Genomic DNA, 24,117 nt, shown 5'->3' with positions numbered 1-24,117 from the left:
TCAAACGCTTTCAAGCCAAGTTGCGTAATCTGAAACCAGCAAATGGGTCGGAGCCACATCTTCCTCAACGGTGGCAAAGCGGCCAACCGGATCGCGGAAGATATTGTCGGTTTCGTCATCGTTGACGGTAGAAACTTCGCCAACCAGCACATCCCCGCCCTCGCCCCAGAAGGCATGCCAATCCCCCGGACGAAGGGTAACGCTTTCCCCGGGCGCAAGGCGCAACTTTTCCCCGGCTGCATAATCACGGCGGATACCGTCGCACCAAACGGCACCGCCGCGGTCTTCGGCGAAACGCCCCAAGTCGTCAGAGCCATAAAGCTGAACCACCAAGGTCGCGCCGCCGCGATTGATGATGTCTTCGGCCTTGATGGCATGGGTGTGCATCGGCGTCAGTTGATCCTGTTTCGAAATCAACAGCTTTTCGGCATAGCACATCCCGCCTCCGCTTTTCAGATCAGACAAAAGCCCGTTGCGCAGGGTGAAAAGAAACAGGCCCATGCGGTCGAACTTGCCCCCACCGAAATCGGTGATGTCCCATCCACAGCGAGAACCGACAATATGCTCGGCTGCTTTCGCCCGCTTCCGGAATTCGTCCGGGGTCCAATCCGCAAAAGGGGGTAAAACAAAGCCGTAGCGCAAGATCATCTCTTGCGCCTCTGCCATAATTGCATTGATGGTCGAGCGTTTCATGCGGCGATCTTACCCGAACTCAGCATTTCAATCACCATTGCAGCAGTCCAGGTAAAGCTGCCGCCGCCACAGGGCTCTGCCGTGATGGGATCGTAGTATTCAGCAAAACCACTTTCTTCGATCAGGCGAATACTATCTGCTTCGATCCTTGCCGCAATCGTGGTTTCGCCAGCGGCAAACAGACCATCTGCGATCATGTAATTCACGACCAGCCAGACCGGGCCACGCCAATAGCGGGTGCCATCAAAGTCAGGGCTTCTGGGGTCATGGCTGGGCACAAGAAAACGGCAATGGTTTGCGATGTCGGCAATTCGCGCGGCAATGGCTTTGGCTCTTGTTGGAGGCACCGCGCAGAAGGCAGCCAATAAGCCGCCGACAGAGGGGCTTTCGATCAGGCGATTGGCGACCCGGTCGTAGCAGAAATATTGCCCAAGCTCCTTATCCCACAATGTCTCCATCGCTGCGATGCCACGGTTGGCAAAAGCCTGTGACTGTTCGGCGATGGCAGCCTCACCCAAGTCGCGGGCCAAGGCGGCCAGATCCGAGCAAGACCGCAAGAGAATGGCGTTGAACCCCGGATCAACGACCCGGAAGGGCGACGCATCATGTAGTTTCGCATTGTCCCAACCCAAGGACCGGAACAGTTGCACGAGATAAATATAGCGTTTGTATTGCTCGTCCGTCGGACGATGCGCGGGATTGGCATGGCTGGTATCCCGGCGCTTGAAAGGCGCCACTCCGTCGGTAGGCACTCGCGTAAAGGCGTCGTCCCAATCCACCGAATTGTCCCGCCCGGATTCCCAAGGATGGATGATCGCGACCAGACCCGTTCCCTCTGGGTCACGGGTGCGGAAGAACCATTCGTGCCACGCATGGATCTTGCGTAGCGAAACCACAGCGCGCGCCTTCAGTGCATCTGGCCGCGATGAGCGATCCATCAGGCGTTTCAATGCAAATCCCGCAACGGCCGGCTGGGTAATGCCTGATGTCGGCACCTTTCGCCCGGTGTTCCAAACCTCGGGCCCCGGAAAGTAGCCGTAATCATGCTGGTGAAAGATGATATGAGGCACCATTCCGTCTTCCCACTGATGGGCAAGCAGCGTTTCGATTTCGGTGAGAGCGCGGTTTTCGTCGAAATGGGACATGCCAAGGGACACCAAGGCGCTGTCCCAATTCCATTGGAATGGATAAAGCCCTTGGGTCGGCACCGTGTAGGCTCCCCTGTCATTGGTTCGGATCACAGCGACGGCCTGATTGATCAAATCTTGTCTCATATTGCTCTCCTCAGGCAACAGCCAAACTGGTGGCGGGGTCGAACCAGCGCAGGCGGTCCTCTTGTGGGGTCAAAGTCAGGCTGTCGCCCGGTTTCAGGGTCAAATCGCTGTCCAGAACGGCACGGAACATGGTGCCTCCGATGTCGCATGTGACCAGCAGATGCGCCCCAAGTGGCTCCACCAGACGAACCGTCGCCGGAAGCCCATGGTCACCGGGGCGCACATCTTCGGGGCGGATCGCGAATTTCAGCGGCGCAGACCAGGTTGGGCCATTCACGGTCTGTCCTGCAACCGACCATTTGCCACCGCCCTTGGGCTCTGCGGGCAGGAAATTCATCGGCGGATTGCCAATGAAACCCGCCACGAATTCGGCTGCCGGGTTGCGGTAAACCTCGATCGGCGAAGCCGCCTGCACGATCTTGCCTTGGTTCATCACGCTGATCCGGTCGGCAAGGCCGCGCATGGCTTTACGCCCGAGGCTTTGGAGTTTCTGGAAAACTGGGATTGGCCGGGGAATTTGCAGGAATTGCAGAACGAGGTCACCCGGATGTTGGTCTTTGCCCAAGTCCCGATGCTGGGGGCCGAACTGATCTCGCGCCCGATCTTGCAGGCCGCGCCCTATGTCATGGGCTGCGACCCCACGGGTGAGGCTGCGCTGACCGCCAGCGGCACGCTGAAAGATCGGACCGACCTGATCGAAATGCGCATCCTGCGCGAGACCTTGACCCGGCATCGCTGGAACAAGTCGCGCGCGGCCGCGGAACTGGGCCTTTCGCGGGTGGGCCTGCGGGCCAAGCTGGACCGTTACGGCATTGCCGACCCTTCGGGGCGCAACCATGAAGAAGAGGAGGCTTAACCCATGTGCCTAGGCATTCCCGGCCGGATCACGGCCATCACCGATGCAGGCCGCCAGATGGCCATGGCCGAGGTCTCGGGCGTGCGGCGCGAGGTAAACATCGCCTGCATCTGTGGCGAGACACCCGAGGATCTGGTCGGCCAATGGGCGCTGATCCATGTCGGTTTCGCCATGTCGCTGATCGACGAGGACGAGGCCGAAAAGACACTTCAGGCCCTGCGCGATCTGGGTGAGGCGCAAGAAACGCTGGAACAGATGGCTTTGTCTCAGGAGGCCCTGCAATGAAATTCGCATCCGAATTCCGCGACCCGGTTGCCGCGCGTTCGCTTTTGGCGGCGATTGCGGCCAAGGCCGATGAGATCGAGGCCACCCGCGAAAAACCCGTGCATATCATGGAGATTTGCGGCGGCCACACCCATTCGATTTTTCGCTATGGCTTGGACAGGCTGATCCATGAGGGCGTGGAATTCATCCATGGCCCCGGCTGCCCGGTCTGCGTCTTGCCGATGGCGCGGGTGGATGAATGCGTGGAAATCGCCGAACGGCCGGGGGTGATCTTTACCACCTTTGGCGATGCGATGCGGGTGCCGGGCCACAAGAAATCGCTGATGCAGGCGAAATCGGCCGGGGCAGATATCCGCATGGTCTACTCGCCCTTGGACGCGCTGGAACTGGCACGGCGCAATCCGGGCTGCGAGGTGGTGTTCTTCGGCCTTGGCTTTGAAACCACAACGCCCTCGACCGCGCTCTCGATCCAGCAGGCGGCGCGAGAGGAGCTGAAGAATTTCAGCGTCTTTTGCAACCACATCACGGTGCCAGAACCGATCAAGGCGCTGCTGGATGACCCCGATATGGTGCTGGACGGGTTCATCGGGCCGGGCCATGTCAGCATGGTCATCGGCACACATCCCTATGATTTCATTGCAGAGGATTACCACAAGCCGCTTGTTGTGGCCGGGTTTGAACCGACCGACCTTTTGCAATCGGTGCTGATGGTGCTGACCCAGATCGCTGATGGCCGAGCCGCGGTGGAAAACCAATATGCCCGCGTGGTGCCCGAACATGGCAACGCGGTCTCCCTTGCGGCGATTGCCGATGTCTATGAACGCCGGCCCAGTTTCGAATGGCGCGGCTTGGGCGAGATTGACGCCTCGGGCCTTCGGATCCGCGCAAAATACGCAGCCTTCGATGCCGAGGAGAAATTCGGCATCGGCTACGCGGCAGGCACGCGCAATGTTCCTGAAATCGAAGGCTGCGCCTGTGGCTCGGTGATGACGGGCAAAATGAAACCCACCCAATGCCCGCAATTCGGCAAGGGATGCACGCCGGAAATGCCCTTGGGGGCCTTGATGGTGTCATCCGAAGGGGCCTGCGCCGCCTATTGGCAATATGCCGGCGCAAGGGTGGCCGCGGAATGACCCTGCGCGACACCCATGTGACCATGGCCCATGGTGGCGGCGGCAAGGCGATGCGCGACCTGATTGACGAGGTCTTTACCAGCGTCTTTCAGCCGCCGGGATCGGAAGACCAAGCCCGCCTGATGAGCGAGGCGCTGCGCGAACCCGGTGCGCGTCTGGCCTTTACCACCGACAGTTTCGTGATGACGCCCTTGGAATTTCCGGGCGGCGATATCGGCAAGCTGGCGGTTTGCGGCACGGTTAATGATCTGGCTGTCGGTGGGGCACGCCCCCTGTGGTTGTCCGCGGCCTTTGTGATCGAGGAAGGCTGCGAGATTGCGCTTTTGCGCCGGATCGTCTCGACGATGGCGCATGAGGCCGAACTTGCGGGTGTACGGATCGTCACCGGAGACACGAAAGTCGTGGAACGCGGCAAGGGCGATGGCGTGTTCATCACCACCTCGGGGATCGGGGTCATCCCTGCAGAGCTGGAGATCGGGGCCGCACGTATCCAAGAGGGCGATGTGGCCATCGTCAATGGCGTCCTGGGCGATCACGGCGCGGCCATTCTGGCGGCACGGGGCGATCTTGCTCTGTCGACGGACCTTTCGTCAGATTGCGCGGGCCTTGGCCATCTGATGCAAGCGGCCTTGGCGGCGGCCCCCAGCATCTCGGCGGCCCGCGATTGCACGCGCGGGGGCCTGGCCTCGGCGTTGAACGAAATGGCCGAGGCTGCGGGCCTGTCGATCGAGATTGAAGAAACCCTTCTGCCGCTGAGAACCGAGGTGGTGGGCGTTTGTGAAATCCTTGGGCTGGACCCGCTTTATCTGGCGAATGAAGGGCGGCTGGTCCTGTTTTGCCCGGAAGATCAGGCCGAAGCGGCCCTTGCCGCCATGCGCTCCCTGCCCGAAGGCGAAGGCGCGAAAGTCATAGGCCGCGCCCGCAGGGGCCAACCCGGCCGTGTGACGCTGCGAACGGCTTTTGGCGGCAGCCGGATCGTCGACATGCTTGTGGGCGAACAGCTTCCCCGCATCTGCTGACCTTCGGGGTGAAGGGTCGGGTCGGCAAAAGGAAAGCGCCTCTCTTCCTTTTCTGTCCCAAAATATCCTCGGGGGGCAGGGATTTCGCCTGCGAAATCCCGAAGGGGGGCAGACAGCCCCCCGCTCTTGGGTCGCGGTTTGAACCGGGCTTTCCGCTTTTGCACAGATGCACAGGGCTTGGGGCTTTGGGTCAGTTGTTCCTTAAAGCGACCGCCCCAAAGGCCCGGCCACGCCGGGAGACTGGGGTTGAGATGACGTGACACATCACCGTCTCAAAATCGGCGGCTTCTCTGGCAAGACGCAAGTTTCTTGTGCGCATTTTGGTCTGCGCACATAACTTGACCAAGTGATCAACTTTTTTCTTTTCAGATCGCGGTTCTGGGATAAGCTGCACAAAAATTCCAACACAACCGGGAGTATCTTTGATGAATATGACGACCCAATTGCCAAGAATTGCTTTGGCAGCCCTTTTGGCGTGCAGTGCGCCTGCTGCCCTTTTTGCTGCAACACCCGCAGACACATTGGTGGTTGCCGATGCGATTGACGACATTGTGTCGATCGACCCGCACGAAGCCTTTGAATTCTCGGGCGTCGATCTGAACAACAACCTCTATGACACTCTGGTCGAGCTTGATCCGCTGAAACCCGGCGAGTTGGTTCCCGGCTTGGCCGAAAGCTGGTCTGTCGACGATGACGGCGTCACCTACCGTTTCAAGATCAAATCGGGCGTGACATTCTCGTCCGGGAATCCGCTGACCGCCGAAGATGCAGCAGGGTCCTTGCGCCGTGTGGTCAAGCTGAACAAGACTCCCGCCTTTATCCTGACCCAGTTCGGTTTCACCCCTGAAAACGTTGATCAGATGATCACCGTTGAGGGTGACACGATGGTCCTGAAAACCGACAAGGCTTATGCGCCAACCTTCGTCTATAACTGCCTGACCGCAGGCGTCGCCAATATCGTCGACATGACGACCGTGATGGCAAATGAAGCCAATGGCGACATGGGCAATGAATGGCTGAAGTCCAATTCAGCCGGGACAGGAGCCTATGTCCTGAAGTCCTACAAGCCGAATGAAGGCTATATTCTTGAGGCGCGCTCGGGTCACTGGCGCGGGGATGCAACGCTGAAAAACATCTTCATGCGCCACATCCCGGAACCGGCGACGCAGCGTCTTCTGTTGGAAAAGGGCGATATTGACGTGGCCCGTGGCCTGACCCCGACGGATGTCGACGGGCTGACAGGAAATGCCGATGTCCGCATTCAGGATGACGTCGGCGGGCAGGTTTATTACCTGGCCATGAACCAGAAAAAGGCCGAACTCGCGAACCCCAAGGTGCTTGAGGCGATGCGTTGGGCTGTCGATTATCAGGGCATGACCGATACGATCCTGAAGGGCCAGTGGGGCGTGCACCAGGCCTTCCTGCCCGAAGGTTTCCTTGGGGCGTTGACCGACAATCCCTACAGCCTGGACGTCGAAAAGGCGAAAGCGCTTCTTGCCGAATCCGGTGTGACCTTGCCGCTGGAAGTGGGGCTGACTGTCCGCAATGATCAGGAACGCATGGATATCGCCCAGTCGATCCAGAACACCTTTGGCCAGATCGGCATCAACGTCACGCTCGACGTGGGCGATGGCAAGACCGTGCTGGGCAAGTATCGCGCACGTCAGCATGACATCACCCTGCAAACCTGGGGCCCGGACTATCCTGACCCTCATACCAACGCCTCAACCTTTGCCATGAACCCTGACAACAGCGATGAGGCCGGTGCAACTGGCTTCCTTGCGTGGCGTACCGCGTGGGATCCGGCAGAGCTGGGCCCGATGACCGAAGCAGCGGTCGTTGAAAAAGACGGCGATAAGCGCAAGGCGATGTACGAAGAAATCCAGCGCAAGCATCGTGACAGCTCGGCCTTCGTTCTGATGTTCCAGCAAAAGAGCCAGACCGGTCTGCGCAACAATGTGCAGAACTTCTACACCGGCGGCGCGACCGACTCGGTCGTTTACTGGCTTGTGACAAAGTAAGGACCAGCCGCCGCGCGCTGTGATCGGCGGGCGGCGGCACCTCCATTTCAATGGCATCACTCCCCGACACGTCCTCCGGGCACCGTTCCGGTATCTTTCGTCAGCTTGCAGGCGGCATGGTCACGTTGTTGATCACCCTAATCGGCCTGCTGATGGTTACCTTTTTCATTGGACGGGTGGTTCCTATCGACCCGGTCCTTTCAATCGTTGGCGAACGCGCGACTGCCGAGCAATATCAGACCGCACGCGACGCGCTGGGATTGGATGAGCCGCTGTGGAAGCAGTTCGGCATCTATGTCGCCGATGCGCTGCAAGGCGATTTGGGGCAGTCGATCCGCACGCGCGAACCGATTTCGTCTGAAATTGCCCGCTATTTCCCCGCAACGCTTGAACTTGCCACGCTTGGCACGCTGTTTGGTGTGCTGTTCGGGGTGCCGGCTGGCGTTTTGGCCGCAACACGCCCCGGCAGTTTTGCCGACCAGATCGTAAGGATCGTTGGTCTGATGGGCTATTCGATGCCGGTGTTCTGGCTGGGCCTGATCGGGCTTTTGGTCTTTTACGGCCATCTTGGCTGGGTGGGCGGCCCCGGCCGTTTGGACCCCGCCTATGAGATGATGATGGAATTCACGCTGACCCAATACACCGGCGCAATCCTGATCGACACCGCCTTGAACGGTGCTTGGGATGTGTTTGCCAATGCCCTGTCCCATATCGTGCTGCCTGCGGGGATCTTGGGCTATGTCTCAATGGCCTATATCAGCCGGATGACGCGCAGCTTCATGATGAACGAGTTGGGCCAAGAATATATCACCACTGCCCGCGTCAAAGGCATGCCGGAATGGCGGGTGATATGGGTCCATGCCATGCGCAACGTCCTGGTGCCGCTGATCACCGTGATCGCGCTGAGCTATGCCTATCTTCTGGAAGGCGCTGTTCTGACTGAAACCATCTTCGCGTGGCCGGGACTGGGAAGCTATATCACCGATGCGCTGTTCACTGCCGACATGCCCGCCGTTCTGGGTGGCACGATCGTTGTCGGCGTGGTCTTTGTGACGCTGAACATGCTGTCCGACATCCTTTACCGTTTGGTCGACCCGAGGGCACGCGGATGAGCACGCTGACCGAGTATCTGACCGACCCGAACCCCTCCTCTCGCCGTCAGGCCAAGCTTGGACAAATGTGGCTGGCATGGTTGCGTTTGCGCCGCAATCCACTGGCCATATCGGGGCTTTTCATCGTCGTGATCCTGTTGACGCTGGCCGCCTTTGCGCCGTTCTTTGCCACGCATGATCCTTATGTCCAAAACCTGTCGCAGCGCCTTTTGCCGCCGCTGACACCCGGTCATTTTCTGGGAACGGACGATTTTGGCCGGGACATCTGGAGCCGGATCGTCTTTGGTGCGCGGATCACTCTTTACATCGTTGCGCTGGTTGCCTTGACCGCTCCGATCCTTGGGCTGCTGATCGGCACCGTGGCCGGCTACTTCGGGGGTTGGGTCGACGAGGTCTTGATGCGGATCACGGATATCTTCCTTGCCTTTCCACGTCTGATCCTCGCCCTGGCACTGGTCGCGGTTCTAGGTCCCGGCATCATCAATGCCGTTCTGGCCATCGCGCTGACAGCGTGGCCCCCCTATGCCCGCGTGGCACGGGCTGAAACTCTGACGGTCAGAAATTCGGACTATATCGCCGCCGTCCGCCTGCAAGGCGCGGGCGCGGGCCGGATCATCTGGGGGCATGTGGTGCCGATGTGCCTGCCTTCGGTCATCATTCGGGTGACCTTGGATATGGCCGGGGTCATCCTGATCGCCGCCGGACTTGGCTTTCTGGGGCTTGGGGTACAGCCGCCTTTGCCGGAATGGGGGCTGATGATCAGTTCCGGCCGCAAATTCCTGTTCGAACAATGGTGGGTTGCCACAATGCCGGGCCTTGCCATCTTTGTCGTCTCGCTTGGCTTCAATCTCTTGGGCGACGGCCTGCGCGATGTTCTTGATCCAAGGAGCGCTTCTCGATGAGCCTTCTGGAGATTGAAAATCTGCGAGTGACGTTTGATACCGAAACCGGGCCGGTTCAGGCTGTGCGCGGCGTGTCTTTCAAACTGGACCGCGAACGCCTTGGCATCGTCGGAGAAAGCGGTTCGGGCAAGACCATGACGGGGCGGGCCGTTTTGCGGCTTATCCGCCCTCCGGGGCGAATATCGGCAGACAGGATGATGTTCGATGGCCGCGACCTGATGGCCGCCAGCGAGCGCGAAATGCGTGCACTGCGGGGGCCGAGGATCGCAATGGTGATGCAAGATCCCAAGTATTCGCTGAACCCGGTCATGAAAGTCGGAGACCAACTTACCGAAGGGCTGCGGCGCCGCGACCGCTTGGGCAATGCCGAGGCCCGAAAGAAAGCCTTGGCCGCGCTGGAGGCCGTTCAAATCCGGGATCCGGAACGCGTGATGGAGGCCTATCCGCACGAGTTGTCGGGCGGCATGGGACAGCGCGTGATGATCGCGATGATGCTGATCCCGGAACCTGACCTTCTGATCGCGGATGAACCCACCAGTGCATTGGACGTGACCGTTCAGGCAGAGGTTCTTGCCATTTTGGACAAACTCGTCCGCGAGCGCGGGATGGGGCTGATTTTCATCAGTCACGATCTGCGTCTGGTCGCCCGCTTTTGCGACCGTGTGCTGGTCATGTACAAGGGCCGTGTGGTCGAGGAACTGGCCGCGCGCGACCTGATGCAGGCCAAGCATCCCTACACACGCGGCCTGTTGAATTGTCTGCCTCGGATCGGAGGGTCACGCGACCCCCTGCCCGGATTGGACCGAACGGGGGATTGGGCCAATGACTGACCTGATCGAAATTGAAAACCTGTCGGTTACGTTCAACACCAAGGGGCGCACCGTCCGCGCGGTGGAAAATGTCAGCCTGTCTGTGAAGGCCAGCGAAAGTTATGGCCTTGTGGGCGAAAGCGGCTCTGGCAAATCCACCATCCTGCGGGCGATCTGCGGCCTTGCGCCGGTGTCGGGTGGCGAGATCCGGATCGGTGGCATCCCTGTGCCAACGCCAAGGGGCAAGGCTTTTTCTGCGCAAGTGCAGATGGTTTTCCAAGACCCCTACGCCAGTTTGCATCCGCGCCACACCATCGACCGGACACTTTCGGAACCGCTGGCAATTCATGGCCTGTCGGGCTCAGACGCCAAGGTAAAGCGCGCCTTGGAAGATGTCGGTCTTCCCGCGAATTTCCGATTTCGTTACCCGCACCAACTTTCTGGTGGTCAGCGCCAGCGCGTCGCCATTGCGCGCGCATTGATGCTGGAACCGAAAATCCTTTTGTTGGACGAACCGACCAGCGCGCTTGATGCGTCTGTGCAGGCAGAGGTCTTGAACCTGTTGTCACGTCTTCGGGCCGAACGCGACCTGACCTTTCTGATGGTCAGTCACGATCTGGCGGTGATTGACCATATGTGCGACCGCATTCTGGTCATGCAACATGGAAAATCTGTCGAGGAATTGTCGCGCATCGACCTCGCTGCCGCCAACATGAAAACGGATTATGCCCGCAGTCTGTTCAACGCCTCTGCCGACCGAATGCTAGGGTGAACGATGACAATGCCTTTGGCGCAGGCTTTTCCGGCGCCTTGCCCTGATGCACCACTTCCAATTGGAAAGATCAACGAATGATACCCGTGTTCGATGGCCACAATGACATTCTTCTGCGGTTGCTGCTGGCACCTGAGAACCGAGAGGCGATCTGGCTGACCGGCGAAGGAAAGGGACATCTTGATCTGCCGCGTATGAAGCAAGGCGGCTTTGCGGGTGGTTTTTTCGCGATCTATGTGCCCTCGCCCGTTGCCCATGATTCAGCCTCATACATGGCTGCAATGCAGACACCCCCCTACAAACTTCCCCTGCCGGATTTGATTTCCGTCACTGAGGGCCTTGGAACCGGATTTACCGAGGCCGCATTGTTATTGTGGATGGAGCGGAGTTCGGAGGGCCAGTTCAAGATATGCCGCCGCGCGTCGGAAGTCCGGGACTGCCTTTCCAAAGGTGTGATCTCGGGCATCATGCATATGGAGGGGGCCGAGGCTATTGACGAGGGGCTGGACAACCTTCACGCCTTCCATGCGATGGGTTTGCGCTCGCTCGGCCCGGTCTGGAGCAGGCCAACCATTTTCGGCCACGGCGTTCCCTTTGCCTACCCGCACTCGCCAGACACAGGGCCGGGCCTGACAGACGCCGGAAAGCGGCTTATCAAAGAATGCAATCAGCTTCAGATCATGATTGACCTGAGCCATATGAACGAAGCCGGATTCAACGATGTTGCGTCCCTGTCGACTGCCCCGCTGGTCGCCACGCATTCAAACGCCCATGCGCTTTGCCCGTCTTCGCGAAACCTGACCGACCGACAATTGCACATGATCCGCGATACCGGGGGGATGGTGGGTTTGAACTATGCGGTCGGCTTTTTGAACGCAGACGGGCGCAAGGATGCGACCTGCGGTTGGGACCCGATGCTGCGCCATCTGGATCATCTGATTTCGTCACTGGGGGAAGATCACGTCGGTCTCGGCTCTGATTTTGATGGGGCCGAGATCCCAGAAGTGCTGGGCGATGTGGCCGGATTGCAGCGCTTGGTCGATGCCATGCGAGCCAATGGTTTTGACGACGCATTGTTGAACAAACTTTGCCATGAAAACTGGTTCTCTCTGCTGGACCGCACCATTGCCGCATGATCCCGTTGCCCGCCCACTGCACCCGCTGTCAGGGTGCAAGAAATGAGCGCGGCAACCGGTTCTTCATTCTGCGGCAATAAGCAGTAGGGCCTTTGACGGGCTTCAACACTGTCGTCTAGGGCAGCACGGTTGCCCCACTGATGTGACAGTCAGCCAGAGTGGAAAAGCCGAATCGAGTCGCAACTTTGGCGAGAGACACAAGATTTGCGGCGCAGCGGTGACGCCGTCGACGGCCCGCAGCCCCATCGCGCCCGCATATTGCCGAACAATGCACTGGTGCCGCACTGCTTTGGCTTCACTTCGTCAACAATGGGAAAATAAAAGGTAATTTTCTGAACAGCTTGTGCCACGATTTCCCTGACATTTGTCTGGGAGCGGGGCCAAGTAGCTGGAGGAACGCTATGCCAAAACTTGATGGAGCCGGTGGAGGAAACGGAAAAACCACATCTCCGCCGCCACCCGAGGGCGCCGTGGTCGGAACCGATCTCGCAGATTTCCTTGCGGGCACGGGTGCGGATGAAATCATCTGGGGTCTTGGCGGAGACGATGAACTACTTGGCTCTGGCGGCAACGACTCGATCGAAGGCGGCGCTGGAAATGACACAATCGACGGCGGCGACGGTGACGACATTCTGAATGGCGGCGACGGAGGGGATCTCTTTATCGGCAGCGCTGGCAGCGACACCATCGACGGCGGGGCTGGCGTCAATGCCGTCATCTATTACGCAGAAAACCTGTCTGACTACACCATCACAGCAATCACCGCGACCGTCACCCGCGGCAAGAAAGTGACCGAGGAAATCGTCGGCTACGAAGTCACGAAAAACGACGGCTCTGGCGATGTCGATTATATCACCAACGTTTCCAGCGTAACGGTGGTAGTCATTCCTCCGCCCGGGGCGATCACCACGCAAGGCGATTTCACCTTCGTTCCCTACGACTCTACAGTGACCATCAATGTTCTAGAGAACGACTATCTCGAAGGTGGAAACCTTGGCGAAGGTCTGACGGTCACGGCCATTACCGACATTCAGCTTGATCTGGATGGCGATGGCCATTGGGACACAAATCTTATCGACGAAACACTCGCGTTCGAGGATTATGCAAATGGAGTGCTTCTCCTTGATGGGTCGATCCTGACCGTCACAGCCGATGGGACGATGACGTGGGATCCGAACGGCGTTTATGACATGAACCCAGGGGAAACCCCAGCGATTTCATTCTGGTACGAGGCGTCGAACGGCAGCTCTACCGAATATGGCGACGTGACTTTTGCCGTCAGCTATCCGCCACCGGTTGGCGATATCGACTTTGAGACGATGACCCCGGCTCTCAGTCCACTGAGCGAGGCCTGGCTTGGCTACAATTACTATTACGACGGGCCGGATGGTAGCTATATCGTCAGTCAGTTGTCCAGTGCCACCGGTTGGTTCGAAGTCCGCGATGTCGCGGCCGGCGGCGACTTTGACTATGACAGCGATGGCGATGACGAGTTTCGTGTCTGGACCGAGGCCAATGGCACCACGCATGAGATGAACATCACCCATGCGACGGGAGAAGCCTTCGATCTGGGCGGGATGACCATCATCGGGCTGGACGAAGGAGAAGTGGTGATTTTCACATTCGCTGATGCCTCGGGCAATGCGATCGGTTCGGTAACCGTAACCGCGGCCGACCTCAACGCCGATGGCGTGGTCGAATTCACCAATGCCTCGAATGTCCAGCAGTTCACGGTTGAGGCAGGCGCTGGAGACGAATTCTATATCGACGACATTTATTTCCTGTAGTTCGCCATCACCCCAGAAAGCCGCGATGCCAGGCATCGCGGGCAAAGCGAAAAGTCTGGTGGTGCAGGTCCAGGCCCTTCTTTTCAAGGCCCTGGACCTGCTCGCACAAACGCTCGCTCCTTGTAGCCCGCCCGCGGCCGCCAATAACACTTGTGCTTGGACAGCAAAAAGCCCCGCTGGATGGCGGGGCGCATATCGTTGATCTGGCGTGTTATTTTTGGTTGCGGGGGCAGGATTTGAACCTGCGGCCTTCAGGTTATGAGGCGGACCAAAAGGAGAACAACGGACCGTTAGATATCAACCACTTACGCGCCAACTCATTGATCTCGCTTGATTACCTTGCCGCTCTCAACCGCAACCGACGGAAGCGACCGTAGCCCAAACCGTGAACGAGGTAGGTCGACCGGTTGACCTATTGTTGACCCGGAAACCGCAACTTGTCCATTCGCTATATAACGGGCGCAGGGTAGTCCTCCGGCCGAGCAATCAATTCAGGCATCCCGAGTTCGATCAATCGGCTTCGAGCTGCCAGGGCGTAAGGACTGTTCGGCATTGTCTTTGCCGTTATCAACTCTGCTTCTTTTGGCACGGGTAAGAGATCAGCTGCGGCTGGAACCTCATTCGCTGCGGCTACAGTTTGCACTAGGACTTCAAACATTTCTTGAACCTCGCGCATAACTTGAAGCCTAGCTTCCTTTAATGCTGGCAAATCAAGCCCATAGTACTTGACCGACTTTGCTACGCGTTCACGGTTAGTGCCGACACAGATGCCGCTGGGCTCGACCGATCCAGATGAACCAATCTTGACAAGGCGCATGTCACCTACATTCGTCGGGTCGAGCAGGACCGGTTTCTCTGCCGCCAAGGCTCGGTTCTCCCACGTGGCGCACGGGCTTCCCGGACAAAGTGGGAACCAGCTCCCCTTACCTACTACTTCCTCCGTATCTTCGTCGGTGCTATGGCGGTTGGATCGGCCCGAGGAGTACCTGAAGTTCTCCCAGTCGAATGCCAGCCAAGGATACCCTTCGTCTTTTTCCCCTCCCTCCCCTCTCTGAGCTTCGGCTTTGGGTCGAAAGTGATCGACATCAAAGAATGACTGAGGGTCCGAACTCTCCGAGTACCAACACTTCCCATAAGACATCTTGGACAAGTACTTCTTGAAACCAGTCCAAACGTGAGACTTCTTCTTGATAAACGCCACTCGCTGATCGGGCGGCAGGGTTTCAAGCGTCGCCTGAGCGCGCTCAGCAACCTTTAGCAGCTTCTCGGGAATGAGAGCGGGGTCACGACGAACGTAGATCAATGCGTCTGCCCCGCCTTAGTCGTTAATCTTCTTATCAGATCCTTCATCGCTTCATGGCGTTTCGCGATTGCCTCTGGTGTCAAGGGTGGCCGATCTGCGTAGCGCACGTCTTGCCAGGCGCTCAGGAACTCTTGGTACAGGGGTTCGCGGCTTTCATTCATGAAGCCTAGCCGATTAAGCTTCTCATTGATGGCGATCAGCTCTTTCTGCTGTTCCTCGCTGCGCTGTTCGATGCGGGCAAGGGCGTTCCGATCATCTATCTGTTGCTGCGTCGCCAAGTCCAAGGTCGTGGAAAGACCGAAAATCTGAGTCAGAGTGGCGGTGAAGCCCATGCCGCGTGGGTCCGCAAATGGCTCCGAAATGACCAGCCGAGCGGCGTCGCTTTGTTGCATCACACGGACCTCTTGTTTGGAAAGCGAGGCAATGGTCAGCGGATTGTGCGAGGTCATGATGATCTGACAGCGATCCTTGTCCGCGGCCACCTCTGTCCACTCCTTGATCAGCTCGAGGTAGGTCAGCTGCCAGGCAGGGTTCAGGTGCGTGTCGGGTTCGTCCAAGAGGAACAGCGCTTCCTTGCCGCGCGACACCCGGATCAGGCCCAGCACCATCAGCAGCTGCCGTTCGCCGTCCGAAAGGTCGCTGAAGCTGACGTCGCCACTGTCGTTGCCATCGCGCGTGACCCACACCAGCATCTCGCGGAAAAGGTCGGAGATGTCGGCGGCTTCAAGTGCCGCGAACATCTCCTGATCTGTTTCGTACCTCGCAGCGAACTTGTGCAGGGCTGCCTTGTCGCGGAGGAAGCAGGCAAGCTGTGCCTCCTCCTTCGGCTTGTCACGATAGTCGTCCACGACCTTTCCTGCGACTGCCAAAGGGTGAAACGCTATCTCTCGTAGTGTTCGAGCACAAATTCCTGCGGGTCCCTTTGCACCCCAGACATCTTCTGCCTGTTCGCGCATTTCTTTGTGACTCCGGCGGCCGCGAATTGGCGCGCTCAGCCCTTCAGCGCGCTCCTTCCTCCATCTGTCTTGGTCAAACCAAGAAGGCTCTTTGAAATGAGCAAGCGAGGAATGAAAGCCCGTGATCCCCAGTTTCTCGCTGAGCAGGTTGGATGAATCTGCCTTACCGCTCGGTTTCGCGAAATGGCTGAGCAGCGCGAACACTCCGTGTACGGGTCGGCAATAGAACAGGCGGCGGGCGGTGCGGGCGGCATCGTACTCGGCCTCTGGCTTGTCTTTGTTGATGACGTTGTAGTACCGGGCCTGATGGTCGTCGAATAGCTTTTCCAGCCGCCTTCCGGTGCCAGAATAGTAGCCAAAGACCAGATCGGGGAAGAGCTCGCCTTTGCTCTCCTGAAACCGGCCCATAGGCATCGGCTCGCCGTCAACCTCCACCTTGGTTGACCCGTCCCGGTTACCCGCGCGCACTTTGCGGCCTTTGATGATGTAGTCGATCTCGAAGGTGAAGCGCAGCTTGCCGCCGTGCTTGCTGGTGGGCGGGTCAAGGTGGCGGAAAATTTCGACGATCGCTTCGATCAGGTTCGATTTACCTGCGCCATTCTGGCCGATGATGACCGTTGTCAGGCAGCCTTCGTCAAAGTCCGCTTCAACGTCCTTCAGGTTGCGGAAGCCGTCGATGTATACTTGATCGATCCGCATCAGAGCGCTTCCAGCTTTTCATCGTCATCGCGGATGTGCTTTTGGGCGACTTCCCAGGCTAGCTGCTTGTAGAAATCGGCAACCGGCAGATCGGCTGCCTTGAACAGATCCTGCGCCGAGGCGCCGTGACCCGCCTTCAGCAAATTCGCCAGATAGGGTTTGCCCATCACATCATCATCTTGGCGGCTTTTGGTCATGGCGCTTGCTCCGGCAATCGGTTTCACGTGCATCACTGTTTCTTCGGTTGATTCTAGACGCAGGTTGGTCACAACAAATGGTCCGAGCGGCTTGACCAAAATGTCGCGCATTCTACGCCTTCGCGCTCCACCGACGGCCTCTTTCGCATTGATACGCGTTAACAAAGCGCTGGCAGGTTCATCGTTTGGGTCTTGCGGGACGAGTTCACCGCGGAAGGCTTTGGCGAGGATGGCAGCGTCGAGCTTGGGGAGGAGGTTCGAAGCGGCGGCATGGTCGGCGGCCATGCGGTCCAGCCAGTTGAAGGCAGATGCGATGCGCTGGGCAATTTCGACTTGCTGGCTTAATGGCGGCAAAGATAATTCAATAGACTGCAATGCGCGCTGGGGCAGATGCTTGATCGTCGAACCAGTAAAGTGCGCTTCGAGCTTCTTTGTATCGGAAAGGTGTCTTAGATAGTGCACCAAGATGATGGGAAGAAGACTGTCCTTTTTCGGTCTGACACGAATAAGAGCCTTCTGAAAAGCCAGGTCTGTCGCTCCGTCCGACCAAACTGCGGATCGGCCCGGCTCACCACCTTCGCAAACAAGCACGTCGCCGTCACGTATGTCGAATTTTAATCGTTCTTCCTTCGACATTGGCATTTCAAGAACGTCTTCAAGCTGAAAGTCATACCAACGAACATTGATGTTTCGTAGGTACTTAGTTGACAAGCCACGATTCTTTGCTTTGTCCAGCATTTTCCCGAGTTGGGTATGTGCGACATCTCCTATCGATGCTTCTTTCCAGCCGTGTTTTCCCCCGGTCAACTCACCCGAGAACGCGAGGGCGAGGAGGCGTTGTTTGTAGCGGGCGATGAGGGTGGGGATGCGGTCAAGGTCGGTGCGTGCGCGGGAGGTGCGGGCGATCAACCCATCCACCTTGGCCACTATTCTTTTTTGTTCCCGGAGCGGTGGAAGATTTATTGGAAACCGAGAAATCTCGGTGTAGTTGACACGTGGGCGGTCTCCCTTGTCAAGTAGCGCGGCGAAATCCAGGAACTCTTGAGTCATGATCCGACGACGGATGAATTCGGCAGTCGTTGCTTCGGTTGGCCGCATCACTAGGATTTCCGCGGAAGCGACCCCGTCAAACTCAGCAACCGCGACCTTGTTCAGGTAGGGCCGAAGGCGACTGTAGAGAACATCACCGGCGGAGAATACCGCTACAGAACTTTTGACGTCCGATGCCTTCCCAACTTTCAGGATTCTGGACGTGTTGGGCTCAATGTCTTCCAAACCGATGAACGGTGCCTCAGGCACTGAAGCGGGCGAAGTCTTTTCGCCCCGGAGTGAGGCAATTTCCCCCAATGTGGTTTTGGCCCATCCTTGTGGCAGCCCGCTCATGCGCTCACCCCATCAACCGCGATCCGTGCTTGCTGCCACTCGTGGTAGCTCTGCCGTGATCCCTGCACCTTCCATTCGATCCGCCCGTTGCTGTTTCGATCCAACACAACGGCCGCTGCCGCCGAGGGGCTGTTGAACGCGTGGGGCTTGGCAAAAACCAGCATGTTCGGGGCAGACGGGACAAGGATGCCCTGATCGACAAGGCTTTTCTTCAGCCTGCCATAGCTTTGCTGGACATGGCCGGTGTTGATCAGGGCCTGCGAGCCTTCCAGCACGATGAACTCACCGTCTTCCTCAACCGCCGTGGCCTGCACCCCGGTCTTGTGCCGCATCTCGAACTTGACTTCGCCCGAGGTGCGCTGTTCGACCGGAGTGCTGACCAGTGACGCAGCGCGCGGTTGCGGTTTCAGCAGGTCCAGCCCGATCACAGGCAGCATGATCTTCAGATTGGCGAGGAACTGTTCCATGTTGGCCTGATCAGCCTCGGGCAGCCGTCTGCGCTGGCTGGCGGGATTGTTCCCGTTGTCCAGGGCCACCCGCTGGGCTTGGGTGGCCAGTTCGATCAACCGCGCCTCGAGGTATTCGACATGGCCTTTCGAAAGGTCATCGTCGCTGGTTGTGACGGCGATCGCGATCTCCCAAAAGTCGCGCTGGACCGCGCTTTGCTTGATCCGTTCCTGCACGCTGTTGGCTGATCCGATGTAGACCCGGGTGCCGCCCTCTTTTTCTGGGTCGGGCCCCGCCAGCAGGTAGATTCCGGTGCGATCGAGTTCCCTGCGGGAGGTCAGAGCGCCGAAGGTGGAGGTCGTGGCGACAAAGATCAGACCGGTCCAGCCGTGGATGGTTGCCTTGCGCAGGCCGTTCGGGGTGCCGTCGACGAGGAAAAGCTGGATCGTGCGGCCAAAGGTTTCAGCGGCGGTCATTCGTCAGCCTCGGCCACTTCGGCAAGCTCATCGGCCACAGCTTCGATCTCTTCGAGCGCAGCGCGAAGATGCCCGATGATCGCGGCGGCGATGTCGTCAGGTTCGGTCAGCCCTTCTTCGACCACTTCGACATCATCGAGCAGCCAAGTGATATCGAGGTTGTCGTTGCGCTTTGCGATCTCGTCGCGTGTGAACTTGCGGAAACGCCCGGACTCGCCCTCATCGACGCGAGGAGATTTGCCGTGGGGGTCATCCCCGTAGGCGGCAATGAAGGGTTGGAAATCAGCGGTCGTCAGTGTGCGGGTTTTGCCAAAGTTCGGCATCTGGGCGCGCAGGTCGTAGAACCAGACCGCCTTAGTTGCCCCAACCCGCTCCTCTGACTTCTTGGTCAGGAAGATCACATTGGTCTTGACGCCCTGGGCGTAGAAGATGCCAGTCGGCAGGCGAAGGATGGTGTGCAGATCGCAGAGGTCCATCATCCAGTTGCGCAGATCGCGGCCCATGTTGTCTTCGAAGAGGGTGTTGTCGGGCACAACGATCGCCGCGCGCCCGCCAACCTTCAGCCCGCGGACGACATGTTCGACAAAGGGAAGCGGGCCCTTGGCCGCCGAGGCCGTGATCACGAAGTCAGAGCGCGAGACCCGTTCGGGAAACTTGTTGAATGGCGGGTTGGTGAGGATAAGGTCGGCAGGATCGAATTTTTGGGCGTCCGACGTGAGCGCATCGATGCAGTCGATCGGCTGATCAATCCCATGCAAGAGCAGGTTCATGGTGTTCAGGCGGTGGGTGCCTGTGATCAGTTCAGCGCCCTGATACTTGCCGTTTCGTTGGGCAAAGCCGACTTCCGTGGGAACATTGGTCAGTTCATCAGTGTCGCGCATGATGGCGCGGTGGGCGGCAATCAGAAAGCCACCGGTTCCCGCCGCGGGGTCTTGGATGACCTCGCCAACTTTGGGCTTCATCAAGTGGATGATAGCTTCGATCAACGGACGCGGGGTGAAATACTGCCCGGCCTTGGACTTTCGTTCAGAAGTGGTGCGCTCGAGCAAGCCTTCGTAGAGATCGCCCAAACCGTCCTCTTCGGCCGCATACCAGTCGACCGTGTCGATGGTGGTGATCAGACTGGTTAGGGCCGTCGCCTTGGTCAGCGAGGTTTTCGCGTCCGTGAAAACCTGTTTGACGAGCGGGAAGTTGAACTTGTCGGAGGTGCCCAACTCCAGCAGCATGGCACGGTAGCGGACCAGCCGCTGCTCGCCCTCAAGTCGTTTCAACTCCCCCCAGCGCAGGTTCGGCGGTAGGCGCTCTTCCAGCTTGATCCCGTTGCGCTTGACCTCTTCGAGCATCTTCAGGAGCAGCAGGTAGGTCAGTTCCGTCACGTACTCGTAATAACTTACGCCACCACCCTGCAAACTCTTGCTGGCGTTCCAAAGCTTTTGAACGGTTTCCCGTGCTCTTGTTCCGTTCATCAGCCTGCGTCTTTCCAGATGTTTTCGTTAAGGTCGCGAACCACTTGCGCCAGTTCGCCATTAAACACGCGGTCAATCCGAGACCAACCCCCTAGGGACGCAAATGGCTCGGCATCGAAGGCGGCTCGATCTACTATGGTTTCAAGGTCCAGCTGCCGCCCTATCCGGTCGATCCACCTGCGTTGCACGTCGGTCCATTGCCGTTGGCGCAAGATCGTATCCACGGCATGCCGAACGCGTTCAGAATAGGGAATGAGCGGATCACCCAGCGCCGCCTGGCGGATATAGCCGATAATTGAGGCCGCGATTTCCACGTTGTTGGCATCAGCCCAAGCGCGCCTGATCTTGCTATCGGTGAAGCCTGCCGCGTCCAGCTCAAGGCGCAATTGCCGGAGTTCTTCGCGGGTCAGTTCTTGGGGACGCTGAACGACGATCTTCAGGGCAGCGATGGTATTAACATTGGAACGGACAAAAGTGGCGAAAGCGTCCAGAAAGTCCTCAGGCCGATCTGCTGTGCCATAGCCGCGCGAAACGGTCGTCACCCGATCGGGATGTTCAGAGATCGGGATAAAGTTCGGCGTGCCATCCTCCGAGGTCCAATCAAGGATCGGGCCTAGTGAAGGTCGCTCAGCCGCCCATTCCGCAAGCGCGCTAGCATCACCAGAGATAAAACGCTGCAGGCTTTCTTCTGGAGTTTCACCCGCAGCCTTTTCAAATCGGGCCCGTGCCTCTGGCGACAAGCGCCGCAGCTTGCGACGGAGGCGAACGACGATTTGCTCACGCACCCGCTCTTTATGGACCGCATCACCGCGTTGGCTGAGTTCTTCGAACAGCTTTGTGAGTGTGAAGCTTGGGTCCGCTGCCACGGGCCGCATGTCGGTGAGATTCTGCAAATGGGCGTAGAGGTCAACCGCGTCAAAGATGCGAAAAGTCTCCTTGTCGATCTCCGGACATAGCCTGGTGGCGCGGCCAAGCATCTGTTCGTAAAGGATACGGCTGTTGACGCGGCGCATGAACACCAGATTGCTGATTCGAGGGACGTCGATACCAGTCGTCAGAAGGTCTACGGTCACCGCCACCTTGGGCAGTGGATCGTTGCGGAACGAGCGGATCAACTTCCCGACCTTATCGACCTTCCCCGTGATCTTCTCCACAGTTGCATCAGGCAGCGCACCAAATGCCGAACGGAAAGCGACCCGCAGCTCGTTCACGAGGATATCCGCGTGCGCGTCGGACACAGCAAAGACCAGCGTCTTATCTGGCAAGCTTGGATCGATGAACTTGGTGAGCTCTTGCGCGATAGCTCGATTGAACGGGACGGTGATGACGCCCTTGTTGAACTGGTCAACCTCGAAGTCAATGTCGTCTGGCAAAGTGGCGGGTTGAATGGCTCCACTTGTGGGGTGGATGAAGTCAACTTGGTCGTCGCGGGAGAAATGGATACCACCCTCAGACAACAGCGTGCCGATCCGCACAGGCGGTTCGTGATCCACAAGGTAACCGTCAACCACCGCTTCACGATAGGAATAGGTGAAAACTGGAAGACCAAAGATTTCAGTGGTGTGTAGCGCTGGTGTGGCCGTCAGGCCAATCTTGACCGCATCGAAGTACTCGAGGACCCGGCGGTACTTCGAAATGTAGTCGTCTTGGCTGCGAAACGTGATGTCGCCCTCGGACATCTCGCGGTCCAGCAGATACCCGCGATGGCATTCGTCCACCACGATCAGGTCATACTGGTCAACCGTCGGCGCTTCAGCCTCATCAGCCGCATAGAGCACGCGGCGCACCAGCCCCTGGATCGTGCAGATATGGATGCGAGTTTCGTCATCGGGGACCACATGATCAAGTCCCTTAAGGCCAAAGATGTCCGCAAAAGCCTTGCCGTTGACCACCTTGGTCGTGGTGAACTCGCTCTCGGTCTGCTCACCCAGCGCGCTTCTATCCACAATGAAGCAGACGCGGCGGAACCGCTTTGCGGCGATCAACCGGTACAGCATAGCGATCGCGAGTTTTGTCTTCCCCGTCCCTGTTGCCATAGCGACGAGCATCGCCCGCCGATCATCAAGCAGTGCTTTTTCGACTGCCTCGATCGCCTTGTGTTGATACGGCCGCAATGGAAAACCGAAATCGAAAGGCTGCGATGCAAGGTCATGGTGAGCAGCGGATTTGTTCACCGCAAGTCGCTCAAGCAGCCCTCGAGGCGAAGGCCACCCTACGAGGACTTCAGCAGGGTTGTTGGCATCACGCAGATCCCGCCGCCAGATGCCAGACAAGGTTTCGACCTGCTTCAGGTAGGGCCGACCGTTTGTCGAGAACGCGAAGGGTGCTTTGAAACCTGCCCAAGGGGCACCTTCTGCCAGTTCAGCTTCAGTCAACTTGAAGCCCGCTGAGTACCGTTCTGCCTGCCGCAAGACCTCCATGACATTACGGTTCTGCCGCTTTGCTTCTACGGTTCCCACCAAGACCATGCCGCAGAAGAGTGCGTAATCGGCCGGTCCACTCTCGGTCGGCCATTCACTGATCGCGCGATTTCGGCCCTTCATAGGGCGACTACCGGATGCGTATCGAAGTTGTTTCGTGTCCACCTCCCATCCAGCATCGCGCAGCTGCTTATCGATGAGAACCCGGGTGTCCGCTTCGTCCAGGTTGATTTTGCTGGCAGCATCCCGAGCCAGTTCGGTGACAGCCTCAACCGCTGGAGCGTCCCTAGAGGACGCCTGAAGTTGCAATGATTGAAGCTGTGAGGAAAGAGCCCTGCGATCTTCCTCCGCCTCTTCCGCAAGCTTCTCCCAAGTTTCGCGGTCAACTCGCTCTTGCTCCGCGCGATCTGCGGCGCTTTGCCTTTCAATTTCCGCCTGCCTTGCCGCTTCACGAAGTCGATCTGCTTCAGTGAGTGAGGCCTCTAATTCTGCCTTTAGCCTTTCCAACTCCAAGACGATCGAATCTGAGACGTCCTTGGGTCTTTCTGGCGGAATGAAGGGGCCAAAACCGCCAGAAGGCTTGTGGAATGTTCTGAAATACCAGATCGCCAATTGGCGGGCGAGTTTGAGACCGCTCAGAGCAGTTGAGTGATCATCGGTATTTTGATGCGCTGCCTGGTTGCCTGCGATTCGCAAGCTGTGAAGTATTTCAATGACTTGTTTTGGAAGGCTGCACTCGATCTTGAGTAAACGAAGCAGGTCTGCAAGGTTGTCCGACTGTGCAACAGAAAGACCCAATCTGCTTGCCGTAAACTGCGCAACCAATTCCGAAAACTGCCGCAGCTTAATATTGCATGTGTTCGGGTCTTCGGAAAAATAGCGTTCCGCAAGGGTCCCCAACCTGTAAAGCTGCGGTTCGTGGGGTTGCAAAAATCCGAAATTGGACTCGTTCGGTTTCATGCTATGCCGGA

19 protein-coding genes and 1 pseudogene are annotated in these 24,117 nt (G+C 58.2%); 11 read left to right on the top strand and 9 right to left on the bottom strand.

What is annotated here, in order from left to right; all coding sequences use genetic code 11:
• Genes ACSBLW_RS00215 through ACSBLW_RS00205 form a run of 3 tightly spaced genes read right to left on the bottom strand, consistent with a single transcriptional unit; the run spans nt 1 to nt 2,304 of the window.
• On the bottom strand, nt 1-693 hold the full coding sequence (locus ACSBLW_RS00215; RefSeq protein ID WP_435258248.1) for a D-lyxose/D-mannose family sugar isomerase: 693 nt from the start codon (nt 691-693) through the stop codon (nt 1-3).
• Nucleotides 690-1,967, bottom strand: coding sequence for an MGH1-like glycoside hydrolase domain-containing protein (locus ACSBLW_RS00210; RefSeq protein ID WP_435258247.1), 1,278 nt, complete (start codon nt 1,965-1,967; stop codon nt 690-692). The genes ACSBLW_RS00215 and ACSBLW_RS00210 overlap by 4 nt, the downstream gene beginning before the upstream one ends.
• Before the next feature lie 10 nt (nt 1,968-1,977).
• Entirely contained in the window at nt 1,978-2,304 is a 327-nt protein-coding gene (locus tag ACSBLW_RS00205; RefSeq protein WP_435258246.1) for a TOBE domain-containing protein, read from the bottom strand.
• Nucleotides 2,305-2,376: 72 nt separating this feature from the next.
• Between ACSBLW_RS00205 and ACSBLW_RS00200 the strand changes: the two are divergent.
• From ACSBLW_RS00200 to ACSBLW_RS00150, 11 genes and pseudogenes are all read left to right on the top strand, one after another.
• Nucleotides 2,377-2,823, top strand: a pseudogene (locus ACSBLW_RS00200) (helix-turn-helix domain-containing protein); the annotation flags it as partial.
• Between the two features lie 3 nt (nt 2,824-2,826).
• On the top strand, nt 2,827-3,108 hold the full coding sequence (hybG, locus tag ACSBLW_RS00195; protein WP_435258245.1) for a hydrogenase maturation factor HybG: 282 nt from the start codon (nt 2,827-2,829) through the stop codon (nt 3,106-3,108).
• Nucleotides 3,105-4,241, top strand: coding sequence for a hydrogenase formation protein HypD (gene hypD, locus ACSBLW_RS00190; protein ID WP_435258244.1), 1,137 nt, complete (start codon nt 3,105-3,107; stop codon nt 4,239-4,241). The genes hybG and hypD overlap by 4 nt, the downstream gene beginning before the upstream one ends.
• On the top strand, nt 4,238-5,260 hold the full coding sequence (gene hypE, locus ACSBLW_RS00185) for a hydrogenase expression/formation protein HypE (RefSeq protein WP_435258243.1): 1,023 nt from the start codon (nt 4,238-4,240) through the stop codon (nt 5,258-5,260). Before hypD ends, hypE begins: the two co-directional genes overlap by 4 nt.
• A gap of 425 nt (nt 5,261-5,685) precedes the next feature.
• The gene (locus tag ACSBLW_RS00180; protein WP_435258242.1) at nt 5,686-7,281 is read left to right on the top strand and encodes an ABC transporter substrate-binding protein; all 1,596 of its coding nucleotides are present in this window, start codon (nt 5,686-5,688) and stop codon (nt 7,279-7,281) included.
• Nucleotides 7,282-7,331: 50 nt separating this feature from the next.
• Nucleotides 7,332-8,393 (top strand): ABC transporter permease, encoded by a 1,062-nt coding sequence (locus ACSBLW_RS00175; protein WP_435258241.1) that lies wholly within the window; start codon nt 7,332-7,334, stop codon nt 8,391-8,393.
• Nucleotides 8,390-9,295, top strand: a complete 906-nt coding sequence (locus ACSBLW_RS00170) for an ABC transporter permease (protein WP_435258240.1) — start codon at nt 8,390-8,392, stop codon at nt 9,293-9,295. Before ACSBLW_RS00175 ends, ACSBLW_RS00170 begins: the two co-directional genes overlap by 4 nt.
• Nucleotides 9,292-10,125, top strand: a complete 834-nt coding sequence (locus ACSBLW_RS00165) for an ABC transporter ATP-binding protein (protein ID WP_435258239.1) — start codon at nt 9,292-9,294, stop codon at nt 10,123-10,125. Before ACSBLW_RS00170 ends, ACSBLW_RS00165 begins: the two co-directional genes overlap by 4 nt.
• A complete protein-coding gene (locus ACSBLW_RS00160; protein WP_435258238.1) occupies nt 10,118-10,876 on the top strand; it encodes an ABC transporter ATP-binding protein in 759 nt (252 codons plus the stop codon). Before ACSBLW_RS00165 ends, ACSBLW_RS00160 begins: the two co-directional genes overlap by 8 nt.
• Before the next feature lie 77 nt (nt 10,877-10,953).
• Nucleotides 10,954-12,012: a dipeptidase gene (locus tag ACSBLW_RS00155; protein WP_435258237.1), complete on the top strand. Its 1,059-nt coding sequence runs from the start codon at nt 10,954-10,956 to the stop codon at nt 12,010-12,012.
• A gap of 401 nt (nt 12,013-12,413) precedes the next feature.
• The gene (locus tag ACSBLW_RS00150) at nt 12,414-13,799 is read left to right on the top strand and encodes a hypothetical protein (protein WP_435258236.1); all 1,386 of its coding nucleotides are present in this window, start codon (nt 12,414-12,416) and stop codon (nt 13,797-13,799) included.
• A gap of 448 nt (nt 13,800-14,247) precedes the next feature.
• Here ACSBLW_RS00150 and ACSBLW_RS00145 read toward each other — a convergent pair whose 3' ends face one another.
• From ACSBLW_RS00145 to hsdR, 6 genes are read right to left on the bottom strand one after another with little or no spacing between them, the layout of a single operon-like run.
• Nucleotides 14,248-15,102 carry a hypothetical protein gene (locus tag ACSBLW_RS00145; protein ID WP_435258235.1) on the bottom strand — a complete coding sequence of 285 codons (855 nt, stop codon included), beginning with the start codon at nt 15,100-15,102 and terminating at the stop codon, nt 14,248-14,250.
• Entirely contained in the window at nt 15,099-16,757 is a 1,659-nt protein-coding gene (locus tag ACSBLW_RS00140; RefSeq protein ID WP_435258234.1) for an AAA family ATPase, read from the bottom strand. The genes ACSBLW_RS00145 and ACSBLW_RS00140 overlap by 4 nt, the downstream gene beginning before the upstream one ends.
• Complete coding sequence (locus ACSBLW_RS00135) at nt 16,757-18,337, bottom strand: restriction endonuclease subunit S (protein ID WP_435258233.1); 1,581 nt, start codon at nt 18,335-18,337, stop codon at nt 16,757-16,759. The genes ACSBLW_RS00140 and ACSBLW_RS00135 overlap by 1 nt, the downstream gene beginning before the upstream one ends.
• Entirely contained in the window at nt 18,334-19,260 is a 927-nt protein-coding gene (locus ACSBLW_RS00130) for a GIY-YIG nuclease family protein (RefSeq protein WP_435258232.1), read from the bottom strand. Before ACSBLW_RS00130 ends, ACSBLW_RS00135 begins: the two co-directional genes overlap by 4 nt.
• On the bottom strand, nt 19,257-20,726 hold the full coding sequence (locus tag ACSBLW_RS00125; protein WP_435258231.1) for an HsdM family class I SAM-dependent methyltransferase: 1,470 nt from the start codon (nt 20,724-20,726) through the stop codon (nt 19,257-19,259). The genes ACSBLW_RS00130 and ACSBLW_RS00125 overlap by 4 nt, the downstream gene beginning before the upstream one ends.
• Entirely contained in the window at nt 20,726-24,106 is a 3,381-nt protein-coding gene (hsdR, locus tag ACSBLW_RS00120; RefSeq protein WP_435258230.1) for a type I restriction-modification system endonuclease, read from the bottom strand. Before hsdR ends, ACSBLW_RS00125 begins: the two co-directional genes overlap by 1 nt.
• Nucleotides 24,107-24,117 lie beyond the last annotated feature (11 nt).

It is taken from the genome of Thioclava sp. FR2 (assembly GCF_051200875.1).
Taxonomy (GTDB): domain Bacteria; phylum Pseudomonadota; class Alphaproteobacteria; order Rhodobacterales; family Rhodobacteraceae; genus Pseudotabrizicola.
Note: the sequence above shows the minus strand (reverse complement) of the source record. Positions and strands in the feature narration are given on the sequence as shown.